The sequence below is a fragment of the Coleofasciculus sp. genome (assembly GCF_046565525.1).
Lineage (GTDB): Bacteria > Cyanobacteriota > Cyanobacteriia > Cyanobacteriales > Coleofasciculaceae > Coleofasciculus.
The window spans coordinates 12,731-38,044 of record NZ_JBKHUP010000012.1; the positions used below are offsets into that span (position 1 = coordinate 12,731).

20 protein-coding genes are annotated in these 25,314 nt (G+C 45.1%); 10 read left to right on the forward strand and 10 right to left on the reverse strand.

Annotated elements, in window-relative coordinates:
* Nucleotides 1-91 precede the first annotated feature (91 nt).
* From rbfA to ACLGGO_RS06300, 4 genes are all read left to right on the forward strand, one after another.
* Nucleotides 92-496 carry a 30S ribosome-binding factor RbfA gene (rbfA, locus tag ACLGGO_RS06285; RefSeq protein ID WP_446418659.1) on the forward strand — a complete coding sequence of 135 codons (405 nt, stop codon included), beginning with the start codon at nt 92-94 and terminating at the stop codon, nt 494-496.
* On the forward strand, nt 493-2,139 hold the full coding sequence (locus tag ACLGGO_RS06290; RefSeq protein ID WP_446418660.1) for a glycoside hydrolase family 3 N-terminal domain-containing protein: 1,647 nt from the start codon (nt 493-495) through the stop codon (nt 2,137-2,139). The genes rbfA and ACLGGO_RS06290 overlap by 4 nt, the downstream gene beginning before the upstream one ends.
* A gap of 268 nt (nt 2,140-2,407) precedes the next feature.
* Nucleotides 2,408-2,650, forward strand: coding sequence for a DUF4327 family protein (locus ACLGGO_RS06295; RefSeq protein ID WP_446335530.1), 243 nt, complete (start codon nt 2,408-2,410; stop codon nt 2,648-2,650).
* Between the two features lie 22 nt (nt 2,651-2,672).
* Entirely contained in the window at nt 2,673-2,807 is a 135-nt protein-coding gene (locus tag ACLGGO_RS06300) for a hypothetical protein (RefSeq protein WP_446418661.1), read from the forward strand.
* 164 nt (nt 2,808-2,971) lie between these two features.
* Here ACLGGO_RS06300 and ACLGGO_RS06305 read toward each other — a convergent pair whose 3' ends face one another.
* Together ACLGGO_RS06305 and ACLGGO_RS06310 are read right to left on the reverse strand one after the other, a co-directional pair.
* Entirely contained in the window at nt 2,972-3,463 is a 492-nt protein-coding gene (locus tag ACLGGO_RS06305) for a hypothetical protein (protein ID WP_446418662.1), read from the reverse strand.
* Nucleotides 3,464-3,543: 80 nt separating this feature from the next.
* Nucleotides 3,544-3,894, reverse strand: a complete 351-nt coding sequence (locus tag ACLGGO_RS06310) for a hypothetical protein (protein ID WP_006100292.1) — start codon at nt 3,892-3,894, stop codon at nt 3,544-3,546.
* A gap of 231 nt (nt 3,895-4,125) precedes the next feature.
* On the opposite strand from ACLGGO_RS06310, the gene ACLGGO_RS06315 reads away from it, so the two are divergent.
* A complete protein-coding gene (locus ACLGGO_RS06315) occupies nt 4,126-5,034 on the forward strand; it encodes a cation diffusion facilitator family transporter (RefSeq protein ID WP_446335527.1) in 909 nt (302 codons plus the stop codon).
* 168 nt (nt 5,035-5,202) lie between these two features.
* Here the strand turns inward: ACLGGO_RS06315 and hemJ are convergent, their stop codons facing one another.
* Complete coding sequence (gene hemJ, locus ACLGGO_RS06320) at nt 5,203-5,805, reverse strand: protoporphyrinogen oxidase HemJ (protein ID WP_446335526.1); 603 nt, start codon at nt 5,803-5,805, stop codon at nt 5,203-5,205.
* Between the two features lie 443 nt (nt 5,806-6,248).
* Between hemJ and ACLGGO_RS06325 the strand changes: the two genes are divergently transcribed.
* Nucleotides 6,249-8,120: a protein kinase domain-containing protein gene (locus ACLGGO_RS06325; protein ID WP_446418663.1), complete on the forward strand. Its 1,872-nt coding sequence runs from the start codon at nt 6,249-6,251 to the stop codon at nt 8,118-8,120.
* A 37-nt stretch (nt 8,121-8,157) separates the two neighbouring features.
* Here ACLGGO_RS06325 and ACLGGO_RS06330 read toward each other — a convergent pair whose 3' ends face one another.
* Both ACLGGO_RS06330 and ACLGGO_RS06335 read right to left on the reverse strand, forming a co-directional pair.
* Nucleotides 8,158-11,127, reverse strand: a complete 2,970-nt coding sequence (locus tag ACLGGO_RS06330; RefSeq protein ID WP_446418664.1) for a CHASE2 domain-containing protein — start codon at nt 11,125-11,127, stop codon at nt 8,158-8,160.
* Between the two features lie 14 nt (nt 11,128-11,141).
* A complete protein-coding gene (locus tag ACLGGO_RS06335; protein ID WP_446418665.1) occupies nt 11,142-12,479 on the reverse strand; it encodes an AAA-like domain-containing protein in 1,338 nt (445 codons plus the stop codon).
* A 754-nt stretch (nt 12,480-13,233) separates the two neighbouring features.
* On the opposite strand from ACLGGO_RS06335, the gene ACLGGO_RS06340 reads away from it, so the two are divergent.
* Nucleotides 13,234-13,626 carry a hypothetical protein gene (locus tag ACLGGO_RS06340; protein ID WP_446418666.1) on the forward strand — a complete coding sequence of 131 codons (393 nt, stop codon included), beginning with the start codon at nt 13,234-13,236 and terminating at the stop codon, nt 13,624-13,626.
* A 199-nt stretch (nt 13,627-13,825) separates the two neighbouring features.
* Nucleotides 13,826-14,665 (forward strand): DUF928 domain-containing protein, encoded by an 840-nt coding sequence (locus ACLGGO_RS06345; protein ID WP_446418667.1) that lies wholly within the window; start codon nt 13,826-13,828, stop codon nt 14,663-14,665.
* On the opposite strand, the gene ACLGGO_RS06350 is transcribed toward ACLGGO_RS06345, so the two are convergent.
* From ACLGGO_RS06350 to lepB, 3 genes are all read right to left on the reverse strand, one after another.
* Nucleotides 14,640-17,450 (reverse strand): CHAT domain-containing protein, encoded by a 2,811-nt coding sequence (locus ACLGGO_RS06350; RefSeq protein ID WP_446418668.1) that lies wholly within the window; start codon nt 17,448-17,450, stop codon nt 14,640-14,642. The two genes, ACLGGO_RS06345 and ACLGGO_RS06350, sit on opposite strands and share 26 nt — an antisense overlap.
* Before the next feature lie 182 nt (nt 17,451-17,632).
* Nucleotides 17,633-20,251 (reverse strand): filamentous hemagglutinin N-terminal domain-containing protein, encoded by a 2,619-nt coding sequence (locus ACLGGO_RS06355; RefSeq protein WP_446418669.1) that lies wholly within the window; start codon nt 20,249-20,251, stop codon nt 17,633-17,635.
* A gap of 1,020 nt (nt 20,252-21,271) precedes the next feature.
* The gene (gene lepB, locus ACLGGO_RS06360) at nt 21,272-21,874 is read right to left on the reverse strand and encodes a signal peptidase I (protein ID WP_446418670.1); all 603 of its coding nucleotides are present in this window, start codon (nt 21,872-21,874) and stop codon (nt 21,272-21,274) included.
* 179 nt (nt 21,875-22,053) lie between these two features.
* On the opposite strand from lepB, the gene ACLGGO_RS06365 reads away from it, so the two are divergent.
* Both ACLGGO_RS06365 and ACLGGO_RS06370 read left to right on the forward strand, forming a co-directional pair.
* Nucleotides 22,054-23,373, forward strand: coding sequence for a dihydroorotase (locus ACLGGO_RS06365; RefSeq protein WP_446418671.1), 1,320 nt, complete (start codon nt 22,054-22,056; stop codon nt 23,371-23,373).
* 140 nt (nt 23,374-23,513) lie between these two features.
* Nucleotides 23,514-24,029 (forward strand): DUF1499 domain-containing protein, encoded by a 516-nt coding sequence (locus ACLGGO_RS06370; RefSeq protein ID WP_446418672.1) that lies wholly within the window; start codon nt 23,514-23,516, stop codon nt 24,027-24,029.
* Between the two features lie 105 nt (nt 24,030-24,134).
* Here the strand turns inward: ACLGGO_RS06370 and ACLGGO_RS06375 are convergent, their stop codons facing one another.
* Together ACLGGO_RS06375 and ACLGGO_RS06380 are read right to left on the reverse strand one after the other, a co-directional pair.
* A complete protein-coding gene (locus tag ACLGGO_RS06375) occupies nt 24,135-24,548 on the reverse strand; it encodes a hypothetical protein (RefSeq protein WP_446418673.1) in 414 nt (137 codons plus the stop codon).
* 217 nt (nt 24,549-24,765) lie between these two features.
* On the reverse strand, nt 24,766-25,293 hold the full coding sequence (locus ACLGGO_RS06380; protein ID WP_446418674.1) for a tetratricopeptide repeat protein: 528 nt from the start codon (nt 25,291-25,293) through the stop codon (nt 24,766-24,768).
* Between the last annotated feature and the right edge of the window lie 21 nt (nt 25,294-25,314).

The window sequence follows — 25,314 nt, forward strand, 5'->3', positions numbered from 1 at the left end:
GAAGCGGGAAGCCCTGTGTATTTAGAGCGGGGAAGCTTACACTAGAAATCGTTGGTCTCCAACTGCCCATACTCATAGTAAAGGGGGCGTTATGGCTACAAATCGCCGTGTGTCTAGGGTTTCCTCGCTGATTCAGCAGGAAGTCAGTCAAATGTTGTTACACGATATCAAAGATGACCGTGTCGGTGCTGGGATAGTCAGCGTTACGGATGTAAATGTTTCGGGTGACTTGCAACATGCCAAAATTTATGTCTCAATCTATGGCACCGAAGAGGCAAAATCAGAAACGATGGCGGGTTTACAATCAGCTACGGGTTTTGTCCGTCGCGAATTAGGTCGGCGGGTGCGCTTGCGTCGTACCCCAGAGGTCGTCTTTATTGAAGACCGAGGCTTGGAACGCGGCGATCGCATGTTGACACTGCTGAATCAACTCTCACAAGAACGTCATAGTAAGGAACTCGATGATCAGGTTCCTGAGGCAGAAGAAAACGAGTGAATTCCTTACCCGATATCCAGTCTCTCTCCTTGGCACAACAGGTGGCACAGATGGTTGTGGTGCGGGCATCTGGCTACCTGTTTGACCACCAAATTCAGTACCCGGCTTGGGAACCTCCCTCCGCTAGGTTGCAGCATTGGATACAGGATTGGGGCGTGGGAGGGGTGATTTTACTGGGTGCGAGTGCTGGGGAACTAGCGCTGCGATCGCAACAATTACAAGAGTATGCCCAAATCCCCTTGTTGATTGCCGCTGATATTGAAGAAGGGGTCGGTCAACGCTTTGCTGGGGCGACTTGGTTTGCGCCACCGATGGCAATAGGGGCGATTGCCCGTCAGGATTTGCAAAAAGCCCAAAATTATGCTAAACAAAAGGGCGCAATTACTGCCCAAGAAGCCTTAGCGATTGGGATTAACTGGATTCTTGCGCCTGTTGTAGATGTTAATAATAATCCCCAAAACCCGGTAATCAATGTGCGGGCTTATGGTGAGACGCCGGAAATCGTGAGTCAATTGGCTTGTCAGTTTATCCGAGGGACGCAAGATTATCCGGTGTTAACCACGGCGAAACATTTCCCCGGTCATGGGGATACCGCGATCGATTCCCATTTAGATTTGCCGATCTTATCCCATTCGCGATCTCGAATGGCACAGGTGGAGTTTCCCCCGTTTCAAGCGGCTATGGCGGCGGGTGTGGATGCGGTGATGACGGCTCATCTGTTGATCCCTAGCTTGGATGATCACTATCCAGCGACGTTATCACAAAAAGTTTTAACCCAAGTTCTGCGCCAAGAGTTGGGGTTTGAGGGGTTGATAGTCACCGATGCCTTAATTATGGGTGCGATCACTAATCGCTATGGCGCAACGGAAGCCCCTGTAAAAGCGGTTGAAGCTGGGGCTGATATTTTACTCATGCCCGTTAACCCAGAAACCGCCATTCAAGCCGTCTGTGATGCTGTAGCGGCAGGACGGATTTCCCGCGATCGCATTCTGGCATCTGTGGAACGGATTTGGCAGGCGAAGGCGAAGATCAGCCGGGGGACACAGGTGTCAGGGAACCGAAGTGATCAAGCTCAACCCTTATCGTTTCTGGGTCATCTGGCTCAACCGACTGCCATTGATACGGTTACTAATATCCTCCGTGATTCTCAACAAGTTGGCGGTTCCCTACCCCTGCGCTCAAAACCGCTCCAGAATAGTCGCCAGGGGCGCAACCTCATCATTGTGGATGATATTTTAACCTGTGATGTTTTGGGGCGAAATGCTCCAGCCGTTACCCTACCCCAACAGTTTGGCTACCAATTGCAATGGGTGGATTGCCATACGCCACCGATGCTGAGGGATCACAATGAGCTCCCGATTCAGACGCTGCTACAGCTTTTTATTCGTGGAAATCCGTTTCGGAGTACGGCTTCTTTAACTGCTGTGGCTGCAGATTGGCTACAGCGATTATTAACGGATCAAGTCTTAGAGGCATTGGTGATTTACGGTAGTCCATACACCTTAGAGCAGTTCTTACCTGACCTCCCCGCCCAGACGCCTTATGTTTACTCCTACGGACAGATGCCAGAGGCGCAGGCGATCGCACTTGAGGTATTATTTGATCAGATTGAATGTGATTATAGCTTAACAGAGTTTATTTAAGTTTTATTAATTAACTTGCCATGATCGAGAGAGGAATCTCAGAGGCAGCCCCACTATCAACTGCCAATTTAACGGTATAGCAAGGGTTTCAGCTTTTAGTCGCTAGCGATTAAAAGCTGAAACAATTTGTATCTTTGGTATTTTTTATTCATAACTCGAAGATCTTTGTAACTTTCTATACGGAACGAGATACCTTTTCAGGCTAGCCAAATTCGTATATAGTTAGAACGTAGCTTAGTTTTTAGTCAGGATGGTATCTATGAGCCCGATGAGTCTTCAAACTGCTCCCTCTACTCCCTCTATTCGATACTCCATTGATGTGATTCAAGAAGAAGCACGTCAACTCGTGGAAAAAGGAGTGGTCAGCCGTCAGCAGCCCATCTACGTTCTTTGTCAGTACATTCCAGCTCGCGAGTGGGTATGTATCGAATGCGAACTAGAACAGTGTGATTTCTTGCTTAGAGACCGGATTGGTGATTTAATTGGTTCCGAAGAATGGGAAAACGATTAAATAGCCTTATTTGAGAGGGATTGTGGCTCGGCGCTTATATGAGTTGTACAAATTTACTCTGTCAAGTGTCGTTATCGGCTCGTTGTTATTGGTCATTGGTGAATTGGCGAGTCAGAAACAAGTGCCGATTTACATGGGGAAACCCTTTCGGCTTTAGGCTTAAGCCATAGCTCTCGCTCCTGATACAACCCTAAAAAAAAGGATGCAGCTTAGCAAAGCAGCAATGTAATTGCATATTAAAATTTGGATAACCTGAAATACTGTAGGAGCCCCAGTTAACCTATCTATTAAGATGAGGCTACGATGAGGCACAACTCGGTATTATTTGTTCGAGTCAGGGTTACGCATCTGCTCCAACTCGGTTCGGATCAGGGCGATTTGTACCGTCAGTTCTTCAAGTTCTTGTTGGGTACTGCGAGATGTGGTTCCCGTTGATGGTGTTGAACCACTTTCGCTGGGCGTTGATGGTGTAGCTGATTCTGTCGGTTGGTTCATTTGGTTGAATATCTGTTCAATCAAGCGTTGAGCCTCTTGCTCGGTTTTTTCGCCTTTTTTTGACAACTCAGCAACCTGTTGATTGAAGTCTAAGTTCAGCAGGGACAGGTTTTCTTCCCGCTTTTGCTGATCCTGAAGGCTTTCGATGAGGGAAGTGGTAGCCCCCAAGGATACACGGAAGCCGGTTTGGAAAACGTCTTGGATATTGTTAGAACTCATAATTTTGTCCTTGGCAACGGGCATATACGGGCGTAAATTCTGCCGTTTACTTTGGAGCTTCACTCGCTTCGGTGTCAGCACTCGACAAGTCCACAGCATCAGTCAACCACGAGAAGGGTTGACCCCTTGCTTATTTTACAATACTTGACACTTCTGTAAAGCTGCCCTACCTTAAATTGTCAGCCAACTTGTTCTAGATACTGATTGACATCCTCAATCACCCGAGTCAGTTCGGCTTCCGTACTCAAACGGATGCGTTCATCCCGCAGTGTAATTAGGACTTTAGCCGCAAAGGGACTGGGGTAAATATTGGGATTGCAGAAAATTTCCAAGAAAACATCCCCAGTATATTGGTACTCTATCGGTTTTTGTGGACTGGGCTTGCTGGTACTGCCTGGGGCTTGAGCCGTAGCTTTTAAGGTTTGTACAAGTTGGGCAAGAGCCTTTTGTAAATTTTGGGCAGCTTCCGGCGTAAATTTGAACGATACAGACCCTTGAGCCAGATTGAGGGTAAGTTGAGCTGGAACCATGAGCAATAAATCTTAATAATGAGCGCTTACTGATAGAAGATGGTAACTAAGTCCCTCCGAAAATCTACCAAAGAATTAGGCGTCTTGGCACACAATGCCTAGAAAAACTCGCAAGAAGCCTACAAAAAGTTAGGGGGCTTAGAGAATTAAAAGCATTAAATGACAAGGGTTTCAGTCATTTTCCCGACTAAACTAAAGATAGGGGAAATTAGTTATTTAGGGGCAAACATAATGCCAGCCGACAAACGTGCTGAAGTTCGCAAGGTTTTGCTGATTACCCTGGTGTTGAATGTATTCGTGATGGCATTGAAAGCCGTTGTTGGCATTTTAACAGGGTCTTTGAGCTTACAAGCTGATGCGTTGCACAGTGTCACCGATAGTGCCAATAATGTTTTGGGCTTAGTGGCGAATCGATTTTCGTCTCCTTACCCCGATCGCGAACATCCCTATGGTCATCAGAAGTTTGAAGCGGTGGGCGCTTTGGGGATTGCGGCGTTTTTGGGCATCGCCTGTTTTGAAATTCTCAAAGGCACAATCGAGAGGATTGTCAACGGTTTGACGCCGATCAAGATTGCACCGACAGAGTTGTGGTTACTGCTGATTGTCTTAGGCGTGAATATTTTCGTCACCTTCTATGAAAGAAATGTCGGGAAGCGGGTGGGAAGTGCGATTTTGATAGCGGATGCTCAACACACGATGAGTGATGTGTGGGTAACCATTACGGTTTTGCTAGGATTGATTGGCATCTGGCAAGGAGAAGTATGGAATCTGCCCCAACTCCAGTGGCTAGATGTGATTCTCGCCTTTCCTGTCGCCCTGTTAGTCTTTCGCAGTGGTTGGAAGGTGTTAACAGATAACTTACCCTGGTTAGTGGATGAAGTCGCGATCGCACCTGAAGCGATTCAAGTCATTGTTATGCAAGTTCCTGGAGTAATCAACTGCCACGATATCGCCTCTCGTGGCGTTTTGGGGCGTCAAGTCTTTCTGGAAATGCATCTGATTGTTGATGCCAAAGACGTGGAAACCGCCCACCAAATTACCGAAGCTGTGGAGGATCGATTAGAAGAACGCTTTCATCCGGTGCGAGTGTTGATTCATGTTGAACCCCCAGCTTATGAGTCGGATCAGATTACCTTTTAATCACTCATACCCCCTGGAAAAAGCCTGACTTTTCCACAGATATTGCCACTTTTCCACAGAAACCGCTTAGTTTTCCACAAAAGATAAGGAAATATTAATCCCAAAGTTTACTCTTCTTAACCAGAAGAGACGTTCAGCCGGAACGTCTCTACCACAGTTCATTTGTCCTTAGGCAGATACCTGTTCGGTCATCTCCTCACTGGTTGCTGGGGACGCTTCTGCCAAACTTTTTTCCTTATCCCGCTTCCGTTTTTTAGCATAGAGTTGAATCGATGCTGCCATAGCAATAATCAGGGCAAAGATTCCCCAAGCCGTGATATCTGTGGGTAAACTATTCTTAAACACGGCAAGTAAAACAATCGCGACGAGTAGGACAGTGGGGGCTTCATTGAGTGCGCGAAACTGTTGACTGGTCCATTGACATTCTCCAGATGCTAACCGTCGCATCAACCGACCGCAGTAAAAATGATAAGCCAGCAACGCCACGACAAACCCCAACTTAGCGTGCATCCAACCAGACTTTAAAACCTCTGGCTCAGTGGTGAGTAAACCAATTGCCATGGCGACAGTCACAATCATTCCCGGTGTGGTAATGATGTTGTAGAGACGTTTCTCCATGAGTTGGTATTGATTTTTCAGAATCGTTTGCGCGGGTTCCGCTTCCTGCGAGGCTTCTGCGTGATAGACGAAAAGACGCACGAGGTAGAATAACCCAGCAAACCAGACAACAACGCCAATTAGGTGAAACGCCTTAAACCAGAAGTAAGCCATAAATTATTCCTTTACAATTGAGTGATTGGATTAGAGTGGGCAATCTGTTAGTATGTCTATCCTATTCAGATTTTGCCCCATTCTCAACTCAAACCAATCACTAACTAGATCGGTCAAACTGTGAATACCCGATTGGGGACTCCTGATAGACCTCGTGATAGAGTAAACCTTTCAACTGTAGCCCGATTGCGATTATCCTGAAAAAGGAGGGGTGCAATACTCTCTATCGAATCCAATTTAAGAAAGGAAGCGCTCATCGCTTTGCTCGCCAAGCGCTATAACCGATTCTGGGTGCTAGGATGCCATAGAGTAATTCCTGATGCACTTATCACAGATTGATTGTTACATTGCCAGATTAGCAGCGACAATGAAGTTAGGCTAATGTACAATTTGCAGTCTCGTTTGATCAGATGGCTTACGCTGACAACCTCGATACAACTCTCATGACCGATATTACACTTAGTGGGCGCTACCGCGTTATCCGTCAGCTTGGGGCGGGTGGGTTTGGAACCACCTTTCTCGCAGAAGATAGACAATTACCCGGTTATCCTTGGTGTGTTGTCAAGCAACTGAAGCCAAAAACCACTGATCCGGCGATGTTGCAGACAGCAAGACGTTTATTCAATACCGAAGCCGAGGTTCTGTATAAATTAGGAAACCATGAGCAAATTCCCCGACTGTTCGCTCACTTTGAAGAAAATCAAGAATTTTATTTAGTCCAGGAATTTATCGAAGGTGATAGTCTATCTAAACTTTTACCCCTCGGTAAGCCGTTGAGAGAGGCAATTGTTATTCGACTATTACAAGAAATTTTAAAACCTCTGGAGTTTGTTCATCAGCATCAAGTTATTCACCGGGATCTCAAACCGGCGAATATCATCAAACGCAAATCCGATCATAAAATTGTTTTAATTGATTTTGGCGCGGTTAAACAAATCAGTACTCAACCCGTCGAAACCAAGGAACCAACGGCGCTGACGATTGCCATTGGTTCAGCCGGCTATATGCCTAACGAACAATTAGCCGGAAAACCGCGCTTTAGCAGTGATATCTATGGGGTGGGGATAATTGGTATCCAAGCTTTGACCGGGTTACACCCAAAAGAACTACAACAAGACCCTGAAACCAGTGAATTTCTCTGGCGCGATCAACTGAATATTAGCCCAGGTCTGGGTTATGTTATCGATAAAATGGTGCGCTATGACTTCCGTCAGCGTTACCAATCCGTCACAGCAGTCTTAGCTGATCTGAAAAATTTATCTCATTACAATTCGGGTATTATCACATCCTCTCCTGGGCAAGGAATGTCTATTCAAGGGGCGAGAACCAAAGGACAAAATTTGACCCAGATCCCAACCAAGATGTTGGATAAAACCACCGGAAAAATGAGCAAGTCGGGAATGAGGAATCCGGCAAAATCTTTGACCGGGACAGGAGAAAATTCGGCGGGGACATCTGGGAAACGTTCTCGGAATTCAGCGGTCAACTATCCCCCATCAGGGACAAATAGTTATAGCCAAGATTCTACGGCGCGATGGGATTATGCCCCGGACGCACCAACGCAGATTTTAAAGGATGAATCGGCTCCGAATCAAGGCAGAGCAGTCGCTTCAAGGTCCAATCCCTCTAAATCATCCCCCCTAACAAAAACACCGATTCAGTTGAATGGGCTCAAGCTGCTGAAAGGGCGAAAAGCGAAATGGGTAGCAGGAGTTGTCTTACTTATTTTTGGCGGGGCGGTGACTTCTCTGTATTGGTATTGGCAACAGCGCCCGTTTTCTAATCAGCTGTCTTCTCAGCCCACAGAAACCCCAAGGAATAGCGCCTCACCCGTCCCAGAAAATCAAAATACGGCAAAATCTTCTCTGTCTCTAAATGAACCTCAACCGATTTTACCTACCCACACTCTCCTGACTCCTTCACCATTGCCACCAATTGATTTAGCGGGAGAATTAGAAGCCAAATCGTTTATTAATTCGGTGAATAAAAGCCAACAAATTTTCTATTTACAACACGAAGAATTTGCCTCAAGCTTAGATGAGTTGGCAATTCCCTTGCAATCGCAGCCCGAATCTTATGAGTATGAGATTGTCTCAGCGAATCAACAGCAAGCGCTGGTTACGGCTCAAGCGAAGAAGCCGGATTTAAAGAGTTATACCGGGGCGGTGTTTGTGATTGGGGAATCGGCGATTGATCAAATTTGCCAGACGAATCAACCGTCACAAACGCCTCCCCCTCAACCTGAAGTAGTGGAGAATACTATTCAATGTCCAGCGGGTTCTTCCCCACCCTACCAAAAAACTAATCAGTCATAAAATGGAGATTTCAACTCAGAGAAAACAAGGGTGCATGTCAACGCAAGTAGGTTGGGTTGAGAAACGAAACCCAACTTATCCGGTTAGCTGGAATATTGCGTGCTTTCCCTGACATACTCCCGAAAACAATCAGTATACCTCCAGTCATGACCAAGGCTAAAGCGGCGGGAACTATCGGTATCCAACCCCCTTGCAGGAAAAGAACCCACCCGCTTCCGTATAAAATACCTGTAGCGACTCCGCCTCGGCTCAGAAAACCTAATAGTGAACAAGAATTGTGGGCGAGTATTCCTCCAACTAAAGACCAGCCGCCAATCCAGAGGATCTCAATGGGTTGGGACCACCACCACATCAGGGGTCGATGATCTAAAACAGCACTGAGAATTTGACTGACCATCTGCGCCTGAATTTCAATCCCGGTCAGGGTTTGAACGGTATTCTGTCCTCCACTAGAGGGAGTACGCCAACGATGATCGTTAAAACTGGGAGCGGTGGTGCCAATCAGAACAATACGATTTTTTACTCGGTTAGGATTGAGTTGACCATTCAGAACATCTGTGAGCGTAATTTTCTCAGCAATCTGGGGAGTGGCGCGGTAATTGAGTAAGATTTGGTGACCACTCGAATCAATATTAGAATAGCCACCTGTGTTTTTTTCTAGAGTTTTAAATACCGTTGAGCCAAACTGGAAGTAACCTTCGGGATTCAGTTGCGGTTTAATTCCTTGGCTCTTTAGATAATGAGCGGCAATCTGTATACTAAAAGCGTATTGATTTTGACAGGGTAAGGCGTCAGAAACGGCTATAAGATGACGACGCAGAATTTCATCTGTATCGAGGACAACATTATTAAACCCTTGTCGTTCCGCTGACACTTCCGGTGGCGGTAAAACCCCAGGATTCCCGTAATGGCAGATGGTAAACAAGCGATCGCTCTTTTTCATGGCTTGGGCTAACTCTGGATAGTTTTCGTCTACAGGGCGATCGCGATAAATATCTAAGCCAATGGTTTGGGGTTGATAGGACTCTAATTTGGCTAAGAGTTGAGCAAAGGCTCGATCAGATAGAGATGAGCCAACTCGTTCGGCTGAGGGTTGAGCCTGAACGTCTTTTTCGGTAATCTCTACAATTAAGAGTCGTTCATCGGGTCCTTCATGGGGTCGCAGCCGCATCAGGTGATCGAATACGGTGAGTTCCCAGGATTCCAACCAACCGCGCGATCGCACCCCGAAAACCATACCTGTCGCGATCGCGGCTGTGATTAAGACGATGAGTATTTTCCACCACCAGGGTTGCAGGTACGGATCAAGGGTAATAATATAAACGGCGACAGGTTGGGGAATATTCTTTAAAAGGCGTTCTCCGGCTTTCGTAATCTGAAGCTGTTGCTGCTCCTTCACTCCATTCAGATGATCTTTAACGGCTTCGTAGACGGTTTGGGAAATACAAATTCCCCCCGCTGGTGCTTCAGTTTGCAGCCGCGCCGCCACATTCACCACATTACCCATCACATCATCCTGATAGGCGTTGATAAAATTACGGGAGGGTGAAACACCGAAATCATTTTGGAAGAAAAACACTTCCCCCAGATGGATACCAATTCGATGGCGGAGAATGTCCCGCTTGGGTAAATTCGCCGCAGCGGTTTTGAGCGAATTTTGGATCGCGATCGCGCAATCAACAGCGTTTTGTGCAGTTTCAAAGCGCATCAACAACCCATCTCCCAACCCTTTGAGTACCTCGCCGGAAAACTGCTCACAGCATTCTCGGATAAGCTGAAAATCCCTTTGGAGCAGTCCCATGGTATGCTTCTCATCGGCTGCCATTTTTGTCGAGAATGATTCCACATCGGTAAAGACGACGGCAAGAATCCGTTCCTTGGGACAATATTTTTCAATCCAATCTAGATTAAAAACGGTTTGATAGATCGGGTTATAAACCACTAAGTTACCCTGGTGCTTATTCACTAATCCCGATAGCCGCAATTCGATATGTTCAGGACTATTTTTTGCCTCAACACTTCCCTGTTCTAAAATGATTCGATAAATCTGGAGGGATCGTTGACAACAGTGAAGTTGTCCCAGCAGGCGATCGCGAATCGTTCTCAGATGTTCCGGTTCATCTTGGGCTTCCCAATTTTCAATAATTTGCGTTTGCACAAACTGTTTCACCCATCGCGGGGCTTCATTCTCAGGAATAATACAGAGTCCATTCTGTTCCTGATTACAACGATTCACCAGAAGCCAACATAATTTCTGGGTGAGAAACGGCTGACCCCCTGTCCAATACAATACCTCGCTTAATACAGCTTGGGGACAGCTTATTCGTCCGACTAATCCTTGAATTAAAGCCGCGCTTTCGTGAACCTTAAACCCTTTCAATTCAATTGCCCGACCAATGTTAAATGGCGTTGCATATTTGTCTTGAATTAAATCCGATGGTGTGGCAACTCCCAATAAGGCAAAGGTAAGGCGTTTGTAGTCAGATTTAGTTGCCCGTTTGTCATAACAGTTACGGATCAGTCCAAAAAAATCATCAGCCGGAAAACTCAATCCCAAAACACTATCAATTTCATCGATAAAAATAACGATGTTTTTGGGAATCTGTGCCAGCAATACTGTTTCCAGAAATTTGCCCAAACGTTGCACCGGGGAGAGATCCTCATACTCCCTTAACCAGTTACGTCGATTCACTTGTAAATCGAAACCACTAATTAATTCTTGGATAATCCCACCGTACCATTGTTGGGCGCTAATCTGTTGACTCCCAATACCATTCAGTTCAATTTCGGCACAGGCAATTCCTTGGGCTGTGAGTTTGCACATGGTACGGATTCGCAGGGAAGATTTGCCCATTTGCCGAGAATTAAGGACATAGCAATATTCCCCGGATAGTAAACCGTTATAGAGTTCAGAATCTGCTTTTCTTACCACATAAGTGGGTGCATCAGCGGGTAAACTTCCGCCAAGATGATACCGATCAGCCCCGTTGAGTTCATCAGCATACATTCGGTATTCACTCCTTAATGATGGCAGAAATATTGACGATATAAATCACAGCGGGGTTCGACCTTATTTCCCGACCGTTTGATTAATCCTATACTATGAAGTTGATAGGCTTGCATGGGTTCAACTTGTATAGGGGTTGTCTTGGTAACAACGGTTTTAAACGCCTCTGCGAGTTGAGGATGAGATTGCAGATAAAACCAATTTTCTCGCAAATGACTGGCATAAATTCCAGCGTCTGTAGGTGCGGTGGCTAAGAGTTGATCGAGGGGCATATTGGGGTCATTTTTTAGGTAGGTAAAGGCGCGTTCGACTAAATAGGGATGTCCTCCAATCATGTTGATTAAGGGTTGAAGATAACTCAGATCAGGATTGAGTCCATATTTTTGGGCAAACTCTTGTATCTGCTCTAAGGTAAAATCAGCAAGTTCAATGGGTAACCCAACATTAAAGGGTGATTGATTAATGTTGAGGCGAATATAAACATCAGTTGAATGGACGATAATTAACCGCAATAGTTTCCACCGTTGGCGACTTCTGGCTTTTTCATACCAGGAGCGCAAGAGTCCGAAAAAGTCTTCATAAATTTCGGGATACGGGAAGAGTAAATGTACATCATCTAAGCACAAGGCAATGGGACTATTCGTGGAGGCTAAGAGATAGTCTTCAAAATAGGTAGTACAACTGACCTTAGAACCCATATCCTCTTCATCCCAATAATCGTCTAAGGCATTGGCTAAGCCGAGTTCGCGAGTGAGATTAATACAAAACCACCGTAAAAATTTATCCAGATGAGTGAAATGACTCTGACTATCGGCTAGTTTAAAGCTTAAACTAGCGGTGCGGTAGCCTTGAGTGGCTAATTTAGCTAATACCCGATTTACGAGTAAGGTTTTACCCATTAAACTGGGTGCTTTAATCCGCACCAGCGCTCCCGGTTGTAATAGGGTTTGATAACAAGTGCTTTCCAAGGGAGAGCGTTCTACATAGTAGTCGGGCGTGAATGATTCTAACTGTGTTGGGTTAAGAATATAGGGGTTTGGGGCTGGAGAAATTGGATTGGGGGAAGCCTGGGAAACCTGGTGCTGTTTCCAATATCTCTCCAGTACTTGTTTGAAATTGCTTTTTTTCACTTTCTCTCCTAAGGCTTCGGTTAAGATTTTCCACAGCTTCGGAGCGACATCTTGACTAATATAGCTGGTGGCATATTGATGTTTGGCGGCAATTTGATCATACTCTTGACGTTGCCATGCTCCTTTGAGAACCATGACTTCTACATCCGTCAAGCTGCGGTGAGCGCTGTATGATACAGCTTGGTTCGCCATTTGGATGGCGTCATCTATATCAAATTTCATTGGCAGGGATGCTCAGACTAACCTACTTATCTTATCTTAGTAAATACGAATACACCCTGAGATGAAGTGAGATTTTGCGAAAATTACACAAGCCATAAACCTGAATTTTCATGAATTATTCCGATTTATTTTAGATGGAAATTTGTCGGGTAATAATTGCTGTGTAATCTTTAAATCCTTACCATCCAATAGCTCGGTTTTGCCGCCTGTTACAGAGGTGACACCACGTCTCTACATTTTCGACATTCTGGCTGGGAATGCCGTTGGCGAGACTCTGCCTGCCATAATAGAGTCATAGAGAGTTTCTAGTTCAACCATAGCAAATTGACTATATTTTTTACATATTGATACAATTATCAGGGAAGCACTGACAGAATTTGAAAGGTAATATTCGATACAATTAGGGTTCAGTTAGTTTGTGGGAATGGCTCAATCTTTTTCGTATCAAGGTTTGTAAGAATTGTGGGGTGGGATAGCGATCGCGTTTGTTGCCATTAAGCTAATCGTTACACTGAGTTATAAAATTTAATGATTATAAGGATACAAGTACGATAAAATTATCCCTAATATTTACGAAAATCAACCTCAACTTTCCCTAACACCCTGAATTTTCCTGAGTTTTCAAGTCCTGAATTTTTCCCAACTCTTTGGGTAAATTGTCACCGATACTGAGAATCGAAAAGGGAAAGCAAAGAAAATTGATTGACTCAGCTATCCCATCGAAAACACTAAATGAAGGAGAAGTAGTTCAAAGATGAGTATTAACTATTGGGGCAAATACAAACAGGATATGTTTTACCTTTTCTATCCAGAAAGTCAAGAATTTTCTCTTGCTAATATCACTAATGCAACTTCTCGTCGCCATTGGAGCCGCTGTAATCGTCGTTGTCCTCCTCCAGTGCCTCCCACTTCAAGGCAATTTTCCATTGCGTCACTTTATCATGAACCTCCAACTGAAGAAGACAAAGCTGAAGCCTACAAAGGAAACGAAGAAGACAATATCACAGATCTTGTCATCCCAATGAGTTTTTACCTTTGCAATTTAGTTGAACCCACACGAGTTTTATCGTCAACCTCTCACATTCCCTATTCTAAGCACTACCCGTTATATCATTTCAAGAGTAACCATTTGGTGCATTTAAAGTAGGGTTAAATCTAACAGCAAACGTGACGGGTGCATCTAGAATTGAACATTGTCGCAAAATTATTGTCTAGGGGAGCATCTCAATGGAAGTAAATTTTCTAGTGGATAATTGAACTCTAAAGTATCCCTGGCTTCCCCACGCCGAGAACTCCCCAGACAACAACTCCACGTTCTATCCTCTAGTATCGTTACGGACTGAGACATGAACATTTTCAAATTTATTATATCTCGACGCCAACCCGTATTAGCAATGGGTATTATCCTTAGTTTAATGACTAATCTTTCCCCAGCGACGGCACAGGTTGAGCCGTCGAATACTATTTTTGAACCAATATCAATTCCCTCTCTCCTGCCCAATTTACCGCCTAAGGATGGTGGTGGTACTCCTACAACCCGCAATGGAACAGGTACTCGTGGTAACTGCGAATACACCGAAGGAGATCTCTTCCTCACTCGCATGGCAGGTGGCAAGAACTTTCAGTTAACCGTGAGTGACTATCCCACCTTTTGGGTTTATGTTCCCTACGGTTCAGACAAAGTATCCTCTGGAGAATTTTCCATCCAACAGGGGGAAAATGATATTTACCGCACCACCTTTAAACTGCCAGCAACACCAGGAATTGTCAGTGTAACAGTTCCCACAACAGAAAAGCCATTAGAAATAGGTCAAACCTATCGCTGGTATTTTGAAATGAGTTGTCCTAGTTCAGCACAATCCCAGCAAGCAGCAACTCGACTGGCGCCAGCATCGCTGACGGGATTTGTGCGACGAGTTGCCCAATCTGCTGAACTTGAGGCAGAATTAAATCTGTCAAAAAACCCCCTAGAACGGGTTGCCGCTTACGCCCGTCATGACGTTTGGTATGATATGTTCTCAGAATTGGCTCAATTACGCTTGGAATACCCTGAAAATGCCACATTGGAAAGTATCTGGTTAGAACTCTTGGGAGATGAAAGAATTGGGTTACAAGAAATTGAGCAAGAACCCATTGCTGGTAGTGTTATACCAGGCAATGTTATAACCAGTTCCCAACCAGAATAAAGGGTGCCCAGTGATAGGGGCGTAGGTAATCTTTATCCGGATCATCTGGATACTCGGTTAAGAAAGCAATTTGAGTTTTCCGCAGAGCTTCAGCTTTACTGAGTTGAGGCTCTTTTAACTGTTGATAAAACCGTCGCATAAATTCTGCGGTGGATGCATCGTTGACTTGCCACAATGTCGCCAATGTGCTGCGGGCGCCAGCTCGCACCGCAATTCCTGCTAATCCCAACGCTGCACGCTTATCTCCAGCGGCTGTTTCGCAAGCACTCAAAACCAGTAATTCAATAGCGGTAGTACGATTGGGTTCATTGGTGCGTAATAAACTATCTAAATCCTGAACATTAATCCGCCCACTCCAGTCTAAGAGGAAGGTTTGTTGGGGATTAGAACTAAATTTGCCGTGGGTGGCAATGTGTACCAGATTAAAGGATGCCATATTAATCTGATTGCGGATATTATCTTGTATAAAATCCTGATTCTCTAGGCTTTGACTTAGGTTGAGTTGGTTTCGGATTCCGGCTAACTCATCGGCTACATTGTCTAGGGTAGAAAATCCTTCTTGCTCAAAGCTGGGTGCATTTGTCGTTCCAGCAATCAGCCCTCGGAAATTCTCGCGGTTTAGGGGTTTGGGTTCTAGGAGTTGTAAACCGGGCGTTAACGCCACAGCATATCGCTCAATTAAATACTTTTCTCCGTCATAGAGAGTCGAGGGGGGAATATTGCGTAAGGAACCATCGAGGACAAATACTAAAGTTTTAACGGTGGGGTTATCTGAGTTTGCGGGATCTAAATCAGCTTCAAAGGGGCGAATTAACCAATCGTAAAGTTGTGCCGCATCCTGTTTAATTTTACTGATACTCGTACTGCGTTTGGTTAAATCCTGGCGCAATTGTTCCACGGCTTGATCAATTTGAGGTTCAGAGACGCCTTGATGGGCATAGTGGCGCAGGTTATTTTGTCCAGGTAATTTGAGAATTACCTCCAAGCGATTGGGTAATATAATTGGATAAAAGATTGCAGCTTGAGGATCAACGTTATCAATATTCACAGCTTCTGGTGTGGCACAAGCATCGCGAAAGAAGTTATCCAGTTCAGCCAATTGCAAGGCTTCCATGATATCGCGGGCTTGGCTCAGATTGGCTTTATTGGGAGTGGGGGAACGCAGAAGTAAATCGACGAATTGACGATAAACAGGTTCGACAGTTTCTCGGAAGGAAAATTGAATTTCGGGATTGAGGGCGACTAAATCACCGCGTAAATTGTTGAGTGTCTTAACGGCTTCATTGTAATATGCGATCGCGTCTGAATTGACAAGCAGATTTGGAGAATTCTCTTGGGCTTGGGCTTGCAGTAATCGCCCCATTTGCCATTGCCATTGATAGGCGATATCAGCTGCATTCATCTGTTGAGCAATCAGGAGTGCTTTTTCGGTTACATTTTTGGCGTTTGTCCAGTCTTGGGTTTTTTCATAGAGCTTACCTAGCGTACCCAAACTATAAGATATCGCCCGTTGGTCTTGTAAAGCTTCAGCTTGTTGAATCGCTGTCGTTAAGATTGCCGCCATATCATTAGTGCGTTGCTTCTGTGCCATTAACTCTGGAATCTGGAGCAAACTTTCAGCAAAATTCACATGAGCATAAACAGAAGCCCGACTAGCATGTAAAGTTAATAATCCGGTTGATATTGAGGAAAATAATTCTTGATCCGGTGATAGAGAGTCAGTCTCAATCAATAAATTCAATTGATTAAGTTGAGATTGAATTCGGGTTAAAGGAATCGTGGCTTTCATTGCCGCCTGTTGGTAGTGAGTCAGGGCAGCTTGGATATAGTCTTTGCCTGAGGAATTTTCAAACACTTTAGCGCGTTGGGCTAAGGTTTGCTCTGTATTGCCTAAACTCAGCAATATTTGACTTTCCTGTTGCAGTAAACCTAAGGCTTGGGTTAACGCTAAACTTTGGCTGAGAATATCTTGAGATTTTTCTAAATCCCCCCCTTGTCGCAAAACAGTCCCAAAATTTTGCAACCCAGCCACCTTAACGGGTGAATCATCTAACTCGAAAAGGGCTTGTTCTAGCCGCTGATAAAGCTGTTGTGTGCGTCGATACAATCCCAAGGATTGCATTGCCTCGGTTTGATTAATTTGGCTACCAATTGCTCCTATCGGATCACTCGCTTGCTGATAGAGAGTTTCTGCCTGTTCCCAGCTAGCTAAAGCGGCTTCAGCGTTGCCTGTAGCTAATTGTAGACGCCCTTGAGCATTGAAGACTTGAGCGCGAACCCTTGGGTTAGCTTGAGGTACAGTTTCGAGTAAAGACAAACTGGTTTGAATTGCTTGTTCAGCGGCTTGCCACTGTCCGAGTTTCTGATAAGTTAATGACAGGAGGCTTAATACTTGAGCTTGCTGGAGGGTATTTCCAGTCTCGGCATACCCCTGTGCTGCTTGTTGCAAAATCTGTACGGCTTCGGTAAATTGTCCAGTATCGTAGTGATTTTTGCCCACTTGCACTAAGGCTAGAGTCTCCGTGGCGACAGGAAGTTCTGCCCTGACTTGGGGCAATGTATGGATACCCAAACTTAAGCTTAACCCCAACAGAGCCAACAGGAGCGATCGCGCCGTTCGTAGTAGGCACTTTAGTGCCATAAGCGCTTCAGCGCTTACTACAAGCCTGAGCGATCGCACCGGTACAAAAAAGCGTAAATTTACCCATTTTGCTAACCAACTCAACTTCCGAGGAACACAGACCTTTGATATTTTATTTACAGATAAGGATACTAGGCGTTTCATATCATTAAACCTTTTAGATTTATGTTTGTAACAAGCACTAAAGTGCTTACTACAAACACCTCAGGCAATTGTAGGGTGAGGAGAGCGGAGCGTAACGCACCATTTATAACGCTCGCATCGCAACTACGAACCTCGCTTAAGTCAACGATATTCGATTTCATAAGGTTTCACGAAAACTTTAACTATTGACAGGTGAACGATGGCGCACCCGTTTCGTATGGTGTCACAACCGTTGGTTCTGCGGTGAGAATAATCGTACCATTTGCATCTTTAAACCAACCTTGAGCTTCAACAAATTTATTTGGCTTATTCTCTGTAACTTCTTGATAACTGTTTTGGTTAGATTGCTGCACCTCCGTTGATTCCCCCACAGTAGTTATCCGCCAATCTTCCCAAGTCGCATCAGCATCAAGCACCTGATTTGGAGGCTTAGGTAAACCGCCGCGTCCAGTTACGATAAATTCACTTCCCTGTGCAGCCGCACAAAGACTTTGTTCAACTAACCGCGTCACGTCTACAAGTTTTGCTGGTAATTCTACCAGTCCCTGAGATGGGTCAAGTTCTAACAAGATTAGGGTAGGAATACGACTCAGTTCAGGAGAGGTTTGTGAAATAGCAGTGATGTCATTAGATAGCAAGTTCTTGGGGTCTAATAGCTCATCGGGTTCCAGTGATTCCAGTAAAGTTTTTAAGTCTTCGCTGCTGCGGATGAATAGATTAAACAAACCTTGAGTCGTGATAGTGACCTTTCCCCCGTCTCCCTCAAAAGCGTTGGCAGTAATATCACTGTTTTCATTAGGAACACCAACGATTAAATCAGCTTCAATGATAATGTTGCCACCATCTCCACCGGCTTCTTCCGTACCAGCATTTGTCGAGATGCGACTTTTACGGCGCAATAATAAAAAGTCATCAATAGTCAATGTAATATTACCGCCAGTATTAGCTACTGTTTCAGCAGAAAGACGACCTTTAGTATCCAGGATTAGTGAATCAGCTTCAAGACTAATATTTCCTCCTGTTCCAGTACCTTGGCTATCAACAGTGATTTGCCCTCCATCCCGAACAACTACTGTTCTCGTCTCGATAGTAATACTACCGCCATTGCCACTAGAGTCTCCTCCTGTATCAGCAAACACTCCACTGAAATCTCCAGAGATAGTTAAGCCGTCTTCCACCTGTAATAAAATATCTCCAGCATCCCCCTCACTCAACGTTCCACTTTCAATCTGTCCACCACTATCGAGTTGTAGTTGAGCGGTCTTAATCCTCACGTTACCCGCATCGCCTTCCCCTGCAGTTTGAGAGGTTAAACGGCTATCACTCAGTTGCACCGACTCCGAAGCAACGACAGTTATATCTCCTCCATCACCTGTACTTTCAGGGAAATTTTCACTTTCAGAGAAAGTGCTACTAGAAATCAAAGCGCCGTCTTCCATCACAAGTACAGGGGTGTTAATCGTTATATCTCCTCCATTCCCCTGTGCGAAAGTATCTGTTCTCAGACTACTGGGAAAAACATCCATGCTGCCACTGACTTGTACCAATTCTGAGGAATTCACCACTAAATTACCCGCATTGCCTGTAGAATAAGCGGCTGTGGAAATCACTCCCCCATTCAATACCCGTAGCACGGGCGTCGTAACAGTCACATCTCCGCCGTCTCCCATTGCATCACTGTCTGCAAAAAAGCCACTGGGTGAGTCTGTAAGTTCCACTAACTCCGAGGCAATCACAACGATATTTCCACCCTTGTCGGCACCCAAAGTACCAGAGAATATCTGAGAAGCCTCTGCCAGAGTGATTTGCCTTGCCCACAGTTGAATATCACCCCCACCTTCACCAGTCGTGGTGACAACAGCGCCATTGGTTAACGCTATATCCGCGCCTAGCATTTGTGGGGGAAGATTCAATGAGAGGGTGTTACCATTAACATCTAGTCCTACTGTCCCCGAACCGGCAACGGCGGCTAATTCCACTCGACCTTCTAATGCAGTCAATCCGGCTCCAACGCCCAATTGGGGTAAATCAAATTGTCCATCAATCAGGATATCTCCACCCAGCAGCAGCAAACTTTGACCATCAGGGACTCGCAAACCAGAGACAGGAAAGCCGAATATGTCAACTCCTTCTGGTGTAATTGAACGCGATTCAATGCGCCCTGGCGTGATTTGATTAAACAGAAACGCCGAAGGATTCACCGTCAGTAACGGAGAAGGAACCTCTGACTGTGTGGTAGTAAAAAAACCCTGTTCCCCAAACTGAATCCCATTAGCTGTGGTTGCCACAAACGAACCCTGAACATTCAGGGAAGCATTGTCGCCAAAAATAATCCCATTGGGATTAATAAAAAACAGATTCGCCCCACCATTGACACCCAGCGTTCCTAGAATATCCGAGGCGTCATTTCCCCTGACCCGACTAAAAATATTTTCAATTCCCTGGGGAGAATCAAAATAGACACTCCCTCCTTCTGTGATATCAAATTGCTCAAAACTATGGAACAGGTTAAAACCACGCCTTGTTCCCGCCTGAATCAGAAAATCGACATTGGGAGTGACAACGAATTTTTCAGTACCCCAGGTTTCATCGGGGATAATTTGGGCAACGGCGTCACTACCCCAACCTAGCCAGAGGCAACTGGTGAGCGCCACAGTCCCTACTCTGATGCATCCTGCCAATTTTGAGCAACTCTTACCAGTCAATCTACCCAAAGACTTCAGTATTCCCTTGGAACCTAGTTTTCCAGTTTCCCCATTTTCCTGTGCCTGTGTCCGAAACAGATGAGTTATTTTTTCCATATCATCAACCTCTTCCCAGTTTGCCCGGTTAAGCGATTAGCTGGTTAAAAATTATACTCGTCAACTCTATCCAATAGTTGTATTTGTCGCCAGATAACCATTAAAATTGGGTAAGGTTACAATAATATACTAAATTTAACAATATTTGGAAGTTAAATTGTATAAAATAATACCATTTATATTATAAGTTTAAGTTTAAGTTATTAGATTTTTGATTAATTCTAGCTTTTCAACCCCACCTATTAGATTTAAGATTTAATCATTTTTTTGTTCCTCTATCTTATCGCCGAGACTGATAAGATATACATTATGCAATGGAGTAGGTTAGTATTCTTCCCAGCAACATGGAATTTAAGTAAGTTAGTAAAAATAAACTCAACTATATTAAGCTTTGCCAGCTACGGAGGTCAGTTTGAACAGCAAGAGGAGGCGATTGAAATCGCTGCTACACTTGCCTTTCGTCCGCCTGCGCGGACTAGGTTATAACGGGGGTAGCGTTCCCCGGATTTGGTATAACACCCAAAACAATCGAACATCTCTATCAGATTGATCAAGCAGAAAAACTCGGATCATTTTTTTCTTTGGTAGAAATCCGAGAGCGAGTGAAAGGGGTGGGAATGATGTACGAACAAGAATACAATATCAACTGTCTGGTGCGAAAAGGTTTTGCTAAGAGAATATGCAGAATGAATATCAATCCAGACAATATTAACCAGGCAAAATAACCGTGCTATTGAATAACCCGGACGGGAAAGACAAGGCGAAAGCCTACCGCAGACAGCTAGAGAAATGGTTGAACTTACGAGACGAAAAGATCAGACAGTTTTTTGTATCTCTGGATGAAGGCAGGTTAGGGAGTTGCAAAGGGACGTGATTTCAATCCGTCCCGTAGTATCCTTATAGAATCCCTATTGACATCCTCACCTTCCTATAAGAAAGGTGATTCCTCACCACGCCACCTTTTTAGGGATGGTCGCTGAATGGAGGTCATTTATGCAGGGAGAGGTCAAGGTTCCCTGTTCAAGGAGAAGCTTCTGGAGCAATAGACTCGATCACATCAACTTCACCAACCCGACTAATGGGCCAAAAGCGGACAATTGCTCTGCCAATAATATTTTTACGCGGGACAAAGCCCCAGTAGTGAGAGTCGTAGCTATTATTGCGGTTATCTCCCAAAACCAAATAGTTGCCCTCTGGTACAGTTTCAGGTCCGTAGCTGTACTCGGGTTCCTCTTCGATATATTGTTCCCGCAATGCTTGACCATTGACATATACTCGTCCCCCTTTCACCTCGACGGTTTCACCAGGAAGCCCAATCACCCGCTTGATAAAGGCGTCTTTGAAATTTTGCTGCTTGAGCTCATCTGTGGGGGAAAAGACAACAATATCTCCTCGCTGGGGTTGACGGAAGTTATAGCTGATCTTATCTATAATCAGGCGATCGTTAATCTGTAGGGTCGGTTCCATAGAACCAGAAGGGATATATCGCGCTTCTGCCACAAAGCTGCGAATCCCGATCGCGAGAAAAACACTCAAGCCAATCGTCTTGAATCCCTCTACCCACGGATTTTCAGCTTTTTGTACCGATTGTTTTTCCGGATCTCGATTTGGGACACGAGTCATAGCCGTTTAATCACCTTAAGCAATCACGAGTTGGACGATGGAGGAAAATCAGCCAATTAGAGGCTCATCTCTTCTAATTTAACCGAAGCGGTTGTAACCGAAGCTGTTCCTCTAGTATCTGGACAAAATTCGCTTTAAAGTAGAAATACTGAAGCTATTGGGAATTTTAGCATTTTCTTATGTCCTCTGACTCTTGCTTATTAATCCGCCATGCTCGTATTCTCATGCCAACAGGGGACATTTTGCTCGCAGATGTCCTCACTCGTGGTCGAGAAATTGTCCAGGTTGCCCCAAACATTTCAGCTTCGGCAGATAGGGAAATCGACGCGACTGGGTTAACATTGTTGCCGGGAGTCATCGATCCACAAGTTCATTTTCGCGAACCAGGCTTAGAACATAAGGAAGACTTATTTACCGCCAGTTGTGCTTGTGCCAAGGGAGGCGTTACCTCATTTCTGGAAATGCCCAACACTCGCCCCCTAACCACGACTCAAGCCGCCTTAGATGACAAGCTGAAACGGGCATCTGAGAAGTGCTTGGTTAACTACGGCTTTTTTATTGGCGCGACGCCAGAAAATTTGCCCGATCTGCGTGAGGCACAGCCGACCTGTGGGATTAAGATATTTATGGGTTCGATGCGTGGGGGGTTATTAGTGGATAGCGAGGAATCCCTTGAACCCATTTTTGCCCAAGGAACCCGGCTGATTGCTGTTCATGCTGAAGATCAAGCCCGAATCCGGGAACGGCGGGAAAAATTTGCTGGCATTAATGATCCGGCGATTCACTCCCAGATTCAAGATAATCAAGCCGCCCTGAATGCGACTCAACTCGCCCTAAAACTCTCGAAAAAGTATCAGCGACGGCTGCATATTCTGCATCTGTCTACAGGGGAGGAAGCCGAGTTACTACGTCGGGATAAACCCAGTTGGGTAACCGCCGAAGTCACTCCCCAACACCTGCTCTTGAATACCAGCGCCTACGAGAAAATCGGCACCTTAGCGCAAATGAACCCCCCCTTGCGATCGCCTCAGGATAATGCCACCCTTTGGCAAGCCCTATTAGATGGTGTCATCGACTTTATTGCTACGGATCACGCCCCCCATACCCTGGAAGAAAAAGCCCAAACCTATCCCAATAGTCCATCGGGAATGCCAGGAGTGGAGACATCCTTAGCATTAATGCTCACCCAAGCTATACAAGGACGCTGTACTATTGCCCAAGTCTCGAACTGGATGTCTACGGCTGTGGCTAAAGCCTATCGCATTCCCAAAAAAGGCGCGATCGCTCCCACTTATGATGCAGATTTGGTCTTAGTAGACTTAGAAAATTACCGTCCGGTGCGGCGAGAAGAACTGTTAACCAAATGTGGCTGGAGTCCCTTTGAAGGCTGGAACTTGACCGGATGGTCTGTGATGACTATTGTTGGGGGTCAAGTGGTTTATGAACGGGGAAAACTGCACACAGATATACGTGGTCAAGCCTTGACGTTTGATGGGTAAAATGGTGAAGTTTTAAGGGGAGTAGGGGCGGGTTGATGTGATTTCCTCTCGCTCTTGATGGTAACTTTCCCTCAAACCCAGCCTGTCTGATTGATGAATTAAGGCAAAGGACAAAGGACAAATGACAAAGGACAAATACTATGACCTTAGAAGCTCAAAAACGCTCCCCGATTAGATCTATTCTAATCATCTGTATTGCTTTAATTTTCATTGTTGCCTGTTCCATAGGCGTAACCTTAACTGTTTCGGGAGGAGCTATGTTTGCTGGAAAACGACCCACAAATCTTGGTGTTGAGTCAGGGAAGTTAACTCCTTGTCCAAGTACGCCAAATTGTGTCAACTCTCAAGATCAAGATGCCCAACATCAAATTGAGCCATTAACCTACAAATCAACACCAGCTAAGGCAATAGCTGACCTCAAAACCGTGATTGAAAATATGGAGAGAACCAAAATTATCACGGAAACCGACAATTATCTCTACGCTGAATTCACAACTAAGCTTATGGGATTTGTCGATGATGTAGAATTTTTCCTAGATGAAGGTGCTAATGTTATCCATGTTCGTTCGGCATCCCGTTTAGGACAATCCGATTTAGGTGTAAACCGCCAACGGGTGGAAACCATTCGCGCCAAATTCAACGAACTGCAAAGCTAAGTGTAAGTTCTCTGACGGGGTGATAAGCACAGCAAACGCCCCGTCAGGGTGTGAAAATTATCTTAGATTGACATCCTCACCACGCCGTAGGGGTTTGGTTAACCCCTACTTTTTCATGTCACGAGCCATTTTACGGAACATATCCATGCCCGAATCGCTAGAGTTAGCGCGGCGGCGCTCAAAACTCTTTGGCTGTGGCTCACTCACTGGCTGGTTTTGAGGAGTTGGTAGAGGTTCAGGAGTAGCGCTGATTTGCTTATTGGAACGGATGACTTGCCCAAAAGCAGAGGTTTCTAACACCTGTTCTAAACCCTCCCCTAGGTTGTCTTTCTTTTTGGCAAATCGCTTCTTCACAGATGTGGGCGATCGCATATAGTTAATATCACCGAATGTCTTGGCGTCATCCGGCTCTAAGAAGTAGGCTTGTCGCTTTTGGGCTTCTGTCGCCTGTTCTACTTCGTCTGTCTCCTCATCAACGTACTTGCTCTTTAACCCAAATAAATTACTCAGAAATCCCATAGCGAACTAATCCTGCCCTTAATTGATTACCTTTGTTACTTTATGTTAACAATAATCAAGAATTATGTAAATTGCATTCTAAAACTAGCAGAGTGAGGTAATAATCTGGGTAGTTTTTCTGCACAAAATAGATGAGTCTGGAATAGCCTGTCAGCATATAGAGACGTTGCCTGCAACGTCTCTATAGGATATATGGAGGGTTCAAGCCGCAGAAAATTTAGCTGGATGGCACTAACCGCTTGCGGAGGGATTCAGCTCTGCGCTTGGCTGTCTCATTCTTCGGTTCATACTTGAGCGCTGCTTCATAAGCCTCCAACGCTTGAGCGGTTAGCTTTTTGCGCTCGTAAACGTGACCCAAGTTATTGAGAGCCGTCACATAATCTGGCTCTAGTTTTAAGGCTTCCTTATACTGGCGAATGGCAATATCGTACTGATCTTGAGCAAAGTAGGCAAAACCGAGGGCATTATGAACAGGAGCTAGGTTGGTTTCTGAAGCATCTGGAGCTTTAAGTCCCTTTTGGAATAGGATAACGGCTTGAGCAAAGAGTTTCTTGTCTAGATAGATACTGCCCAACTCGTAGTAGTCTTGGACTGTCCCCCGCTCTTTTTGCAGCTTTCTCTCCAGCTTTGAGAGGGTGCTTTCGATTTTACGGGTTTTGAAGACTTGGCGGATTACTGCCAAAGCTGCAACACCAAGCAGGACTAACAATATGATTAGATAAATTTGTGGCAGAGTTTCATCCATAATCCTGTAATTCCGTGCAAC

Coding starts and splice junctions, on each gene's coding strand:
- rbfA (WP_446418659.1), top strand. CDS start 92: ATGGCTACAAATCGCCGTGTGTCTAGGGTTTCCTCGCTGATTCAGCAG.
- ACLGGO_RS06295 (WP_446335530.1), top strand. CDS start 2,408: ATGAGTCTTCAAACTGCTCCCTCTACTCCCTCTATTCGATACTCCATT.
- ACLGGO_RS06305 (WP_446418662.1), bottom strand. CDS start 3,463: ATGCTGTGGACTTGTCGAGTGCTGACACCGAAGCGAGTGAAGCTCCAA.
- ACLGGO_RS06310 (WP_006100292.1), bottom strand. CDS start 3,894: ATGGTTCCAGCTCAACTTACCCTCAATCTGGCTCAAGGGTCTGTATCG.
- ACLGGO_RS06315 (WP_446335527.1), top strand. CDS start 4,126: ATGCCAGCCGACAAACGTGCTGAAGTTCGCAAGGTTTTGCTGATTACC.
- hemJ (WP_446335526.1), bottom strand. CDS start 5,805: ATGGCTTACTTCTGGTTTAAGGCGTTTCACCTAATTGGCGTTGTTGTC.
- ACLGGO_RS06325 (WP_446418663.1), top strand. CDS start 6,249: ATGACCGATATTACACTTAGTGGGCGCTACCGCGTTATCCGTCAGCTT.
- ACLGGO_RS06330 (WP_446418664.1), bottom strand. CDS start 11,127: ATGTATGCTGATGAACTCAACGGGGCTGATCGGTATCATCTTGGCGGA.
- ACLGGO_RS06335 (WP_446418665.1), bottom strand. CDS start 12,479: ATGAAATTTGATATAGATGACGCCATCCAAATGGCGAACCAAGCTGTA.
- ACLGGO_RS06340 (WP_446418666.1), top strand. CDS start 13,234: ATGAGTATTAACTATTGGGGCAAATACAAACAGGATATGTTTTACCTT.
- ACLGGO_RS06345 (WP_446418667.1), top strand. CDS start 13,826: ATGAACATTTTCAAATTTATTATATCTCGACGCCAACCCGTATTAGCA.
- ACLGGO_RS06350 (WP_446418668.1), bottom strand. CDS start 17,450: ATGAAACGCCTAGTATCCTTATCTGTAAATAAAATATCAAAGGTCTGT.
- ACLGGO_RS06355 (WP_446418669.1), bottom strand. CDS start 20,251: ATGGAAAAAATAACTCATCTGTTTCGGACACAGGCACAGGAAAATGGG.
- lepB (WP_446418670.1), bottom strand. CDS start 21,874: ATGACTCGTGTCCCAAATCGAGATCCGGAAAAACAATCGGTACAAAAA.
- ACLGGO_RS06365 (WP_446418671.1), top strand. CDS start 22,054: ATGTCCTCTGACTCTTGCTTATTAATCCGCCATGCTCGTATTCTCATG.
- ACLGGO_RS06370 (WP_446418672.1), top strand. CDS start 23,514: ATGACCTTAGAAGCTCAAAAACGCTCCCCGATTAGATCTATTCTAATC.
- ACLGGO_RS06375 (WP_446418673.1), bottom strand. CDS start 24,548: ATGGGATTTCTGAGTAATTTATTTGGGTTAAAGAGCAAGTACGTTGAT.
- ACLGGO_RS06380 (WP_446418674.1), bottom strand. CDS start 25,293: ATGGATGAAACTCTGCCACAAATTTATCTAATCATATTGTTAGTCCTG.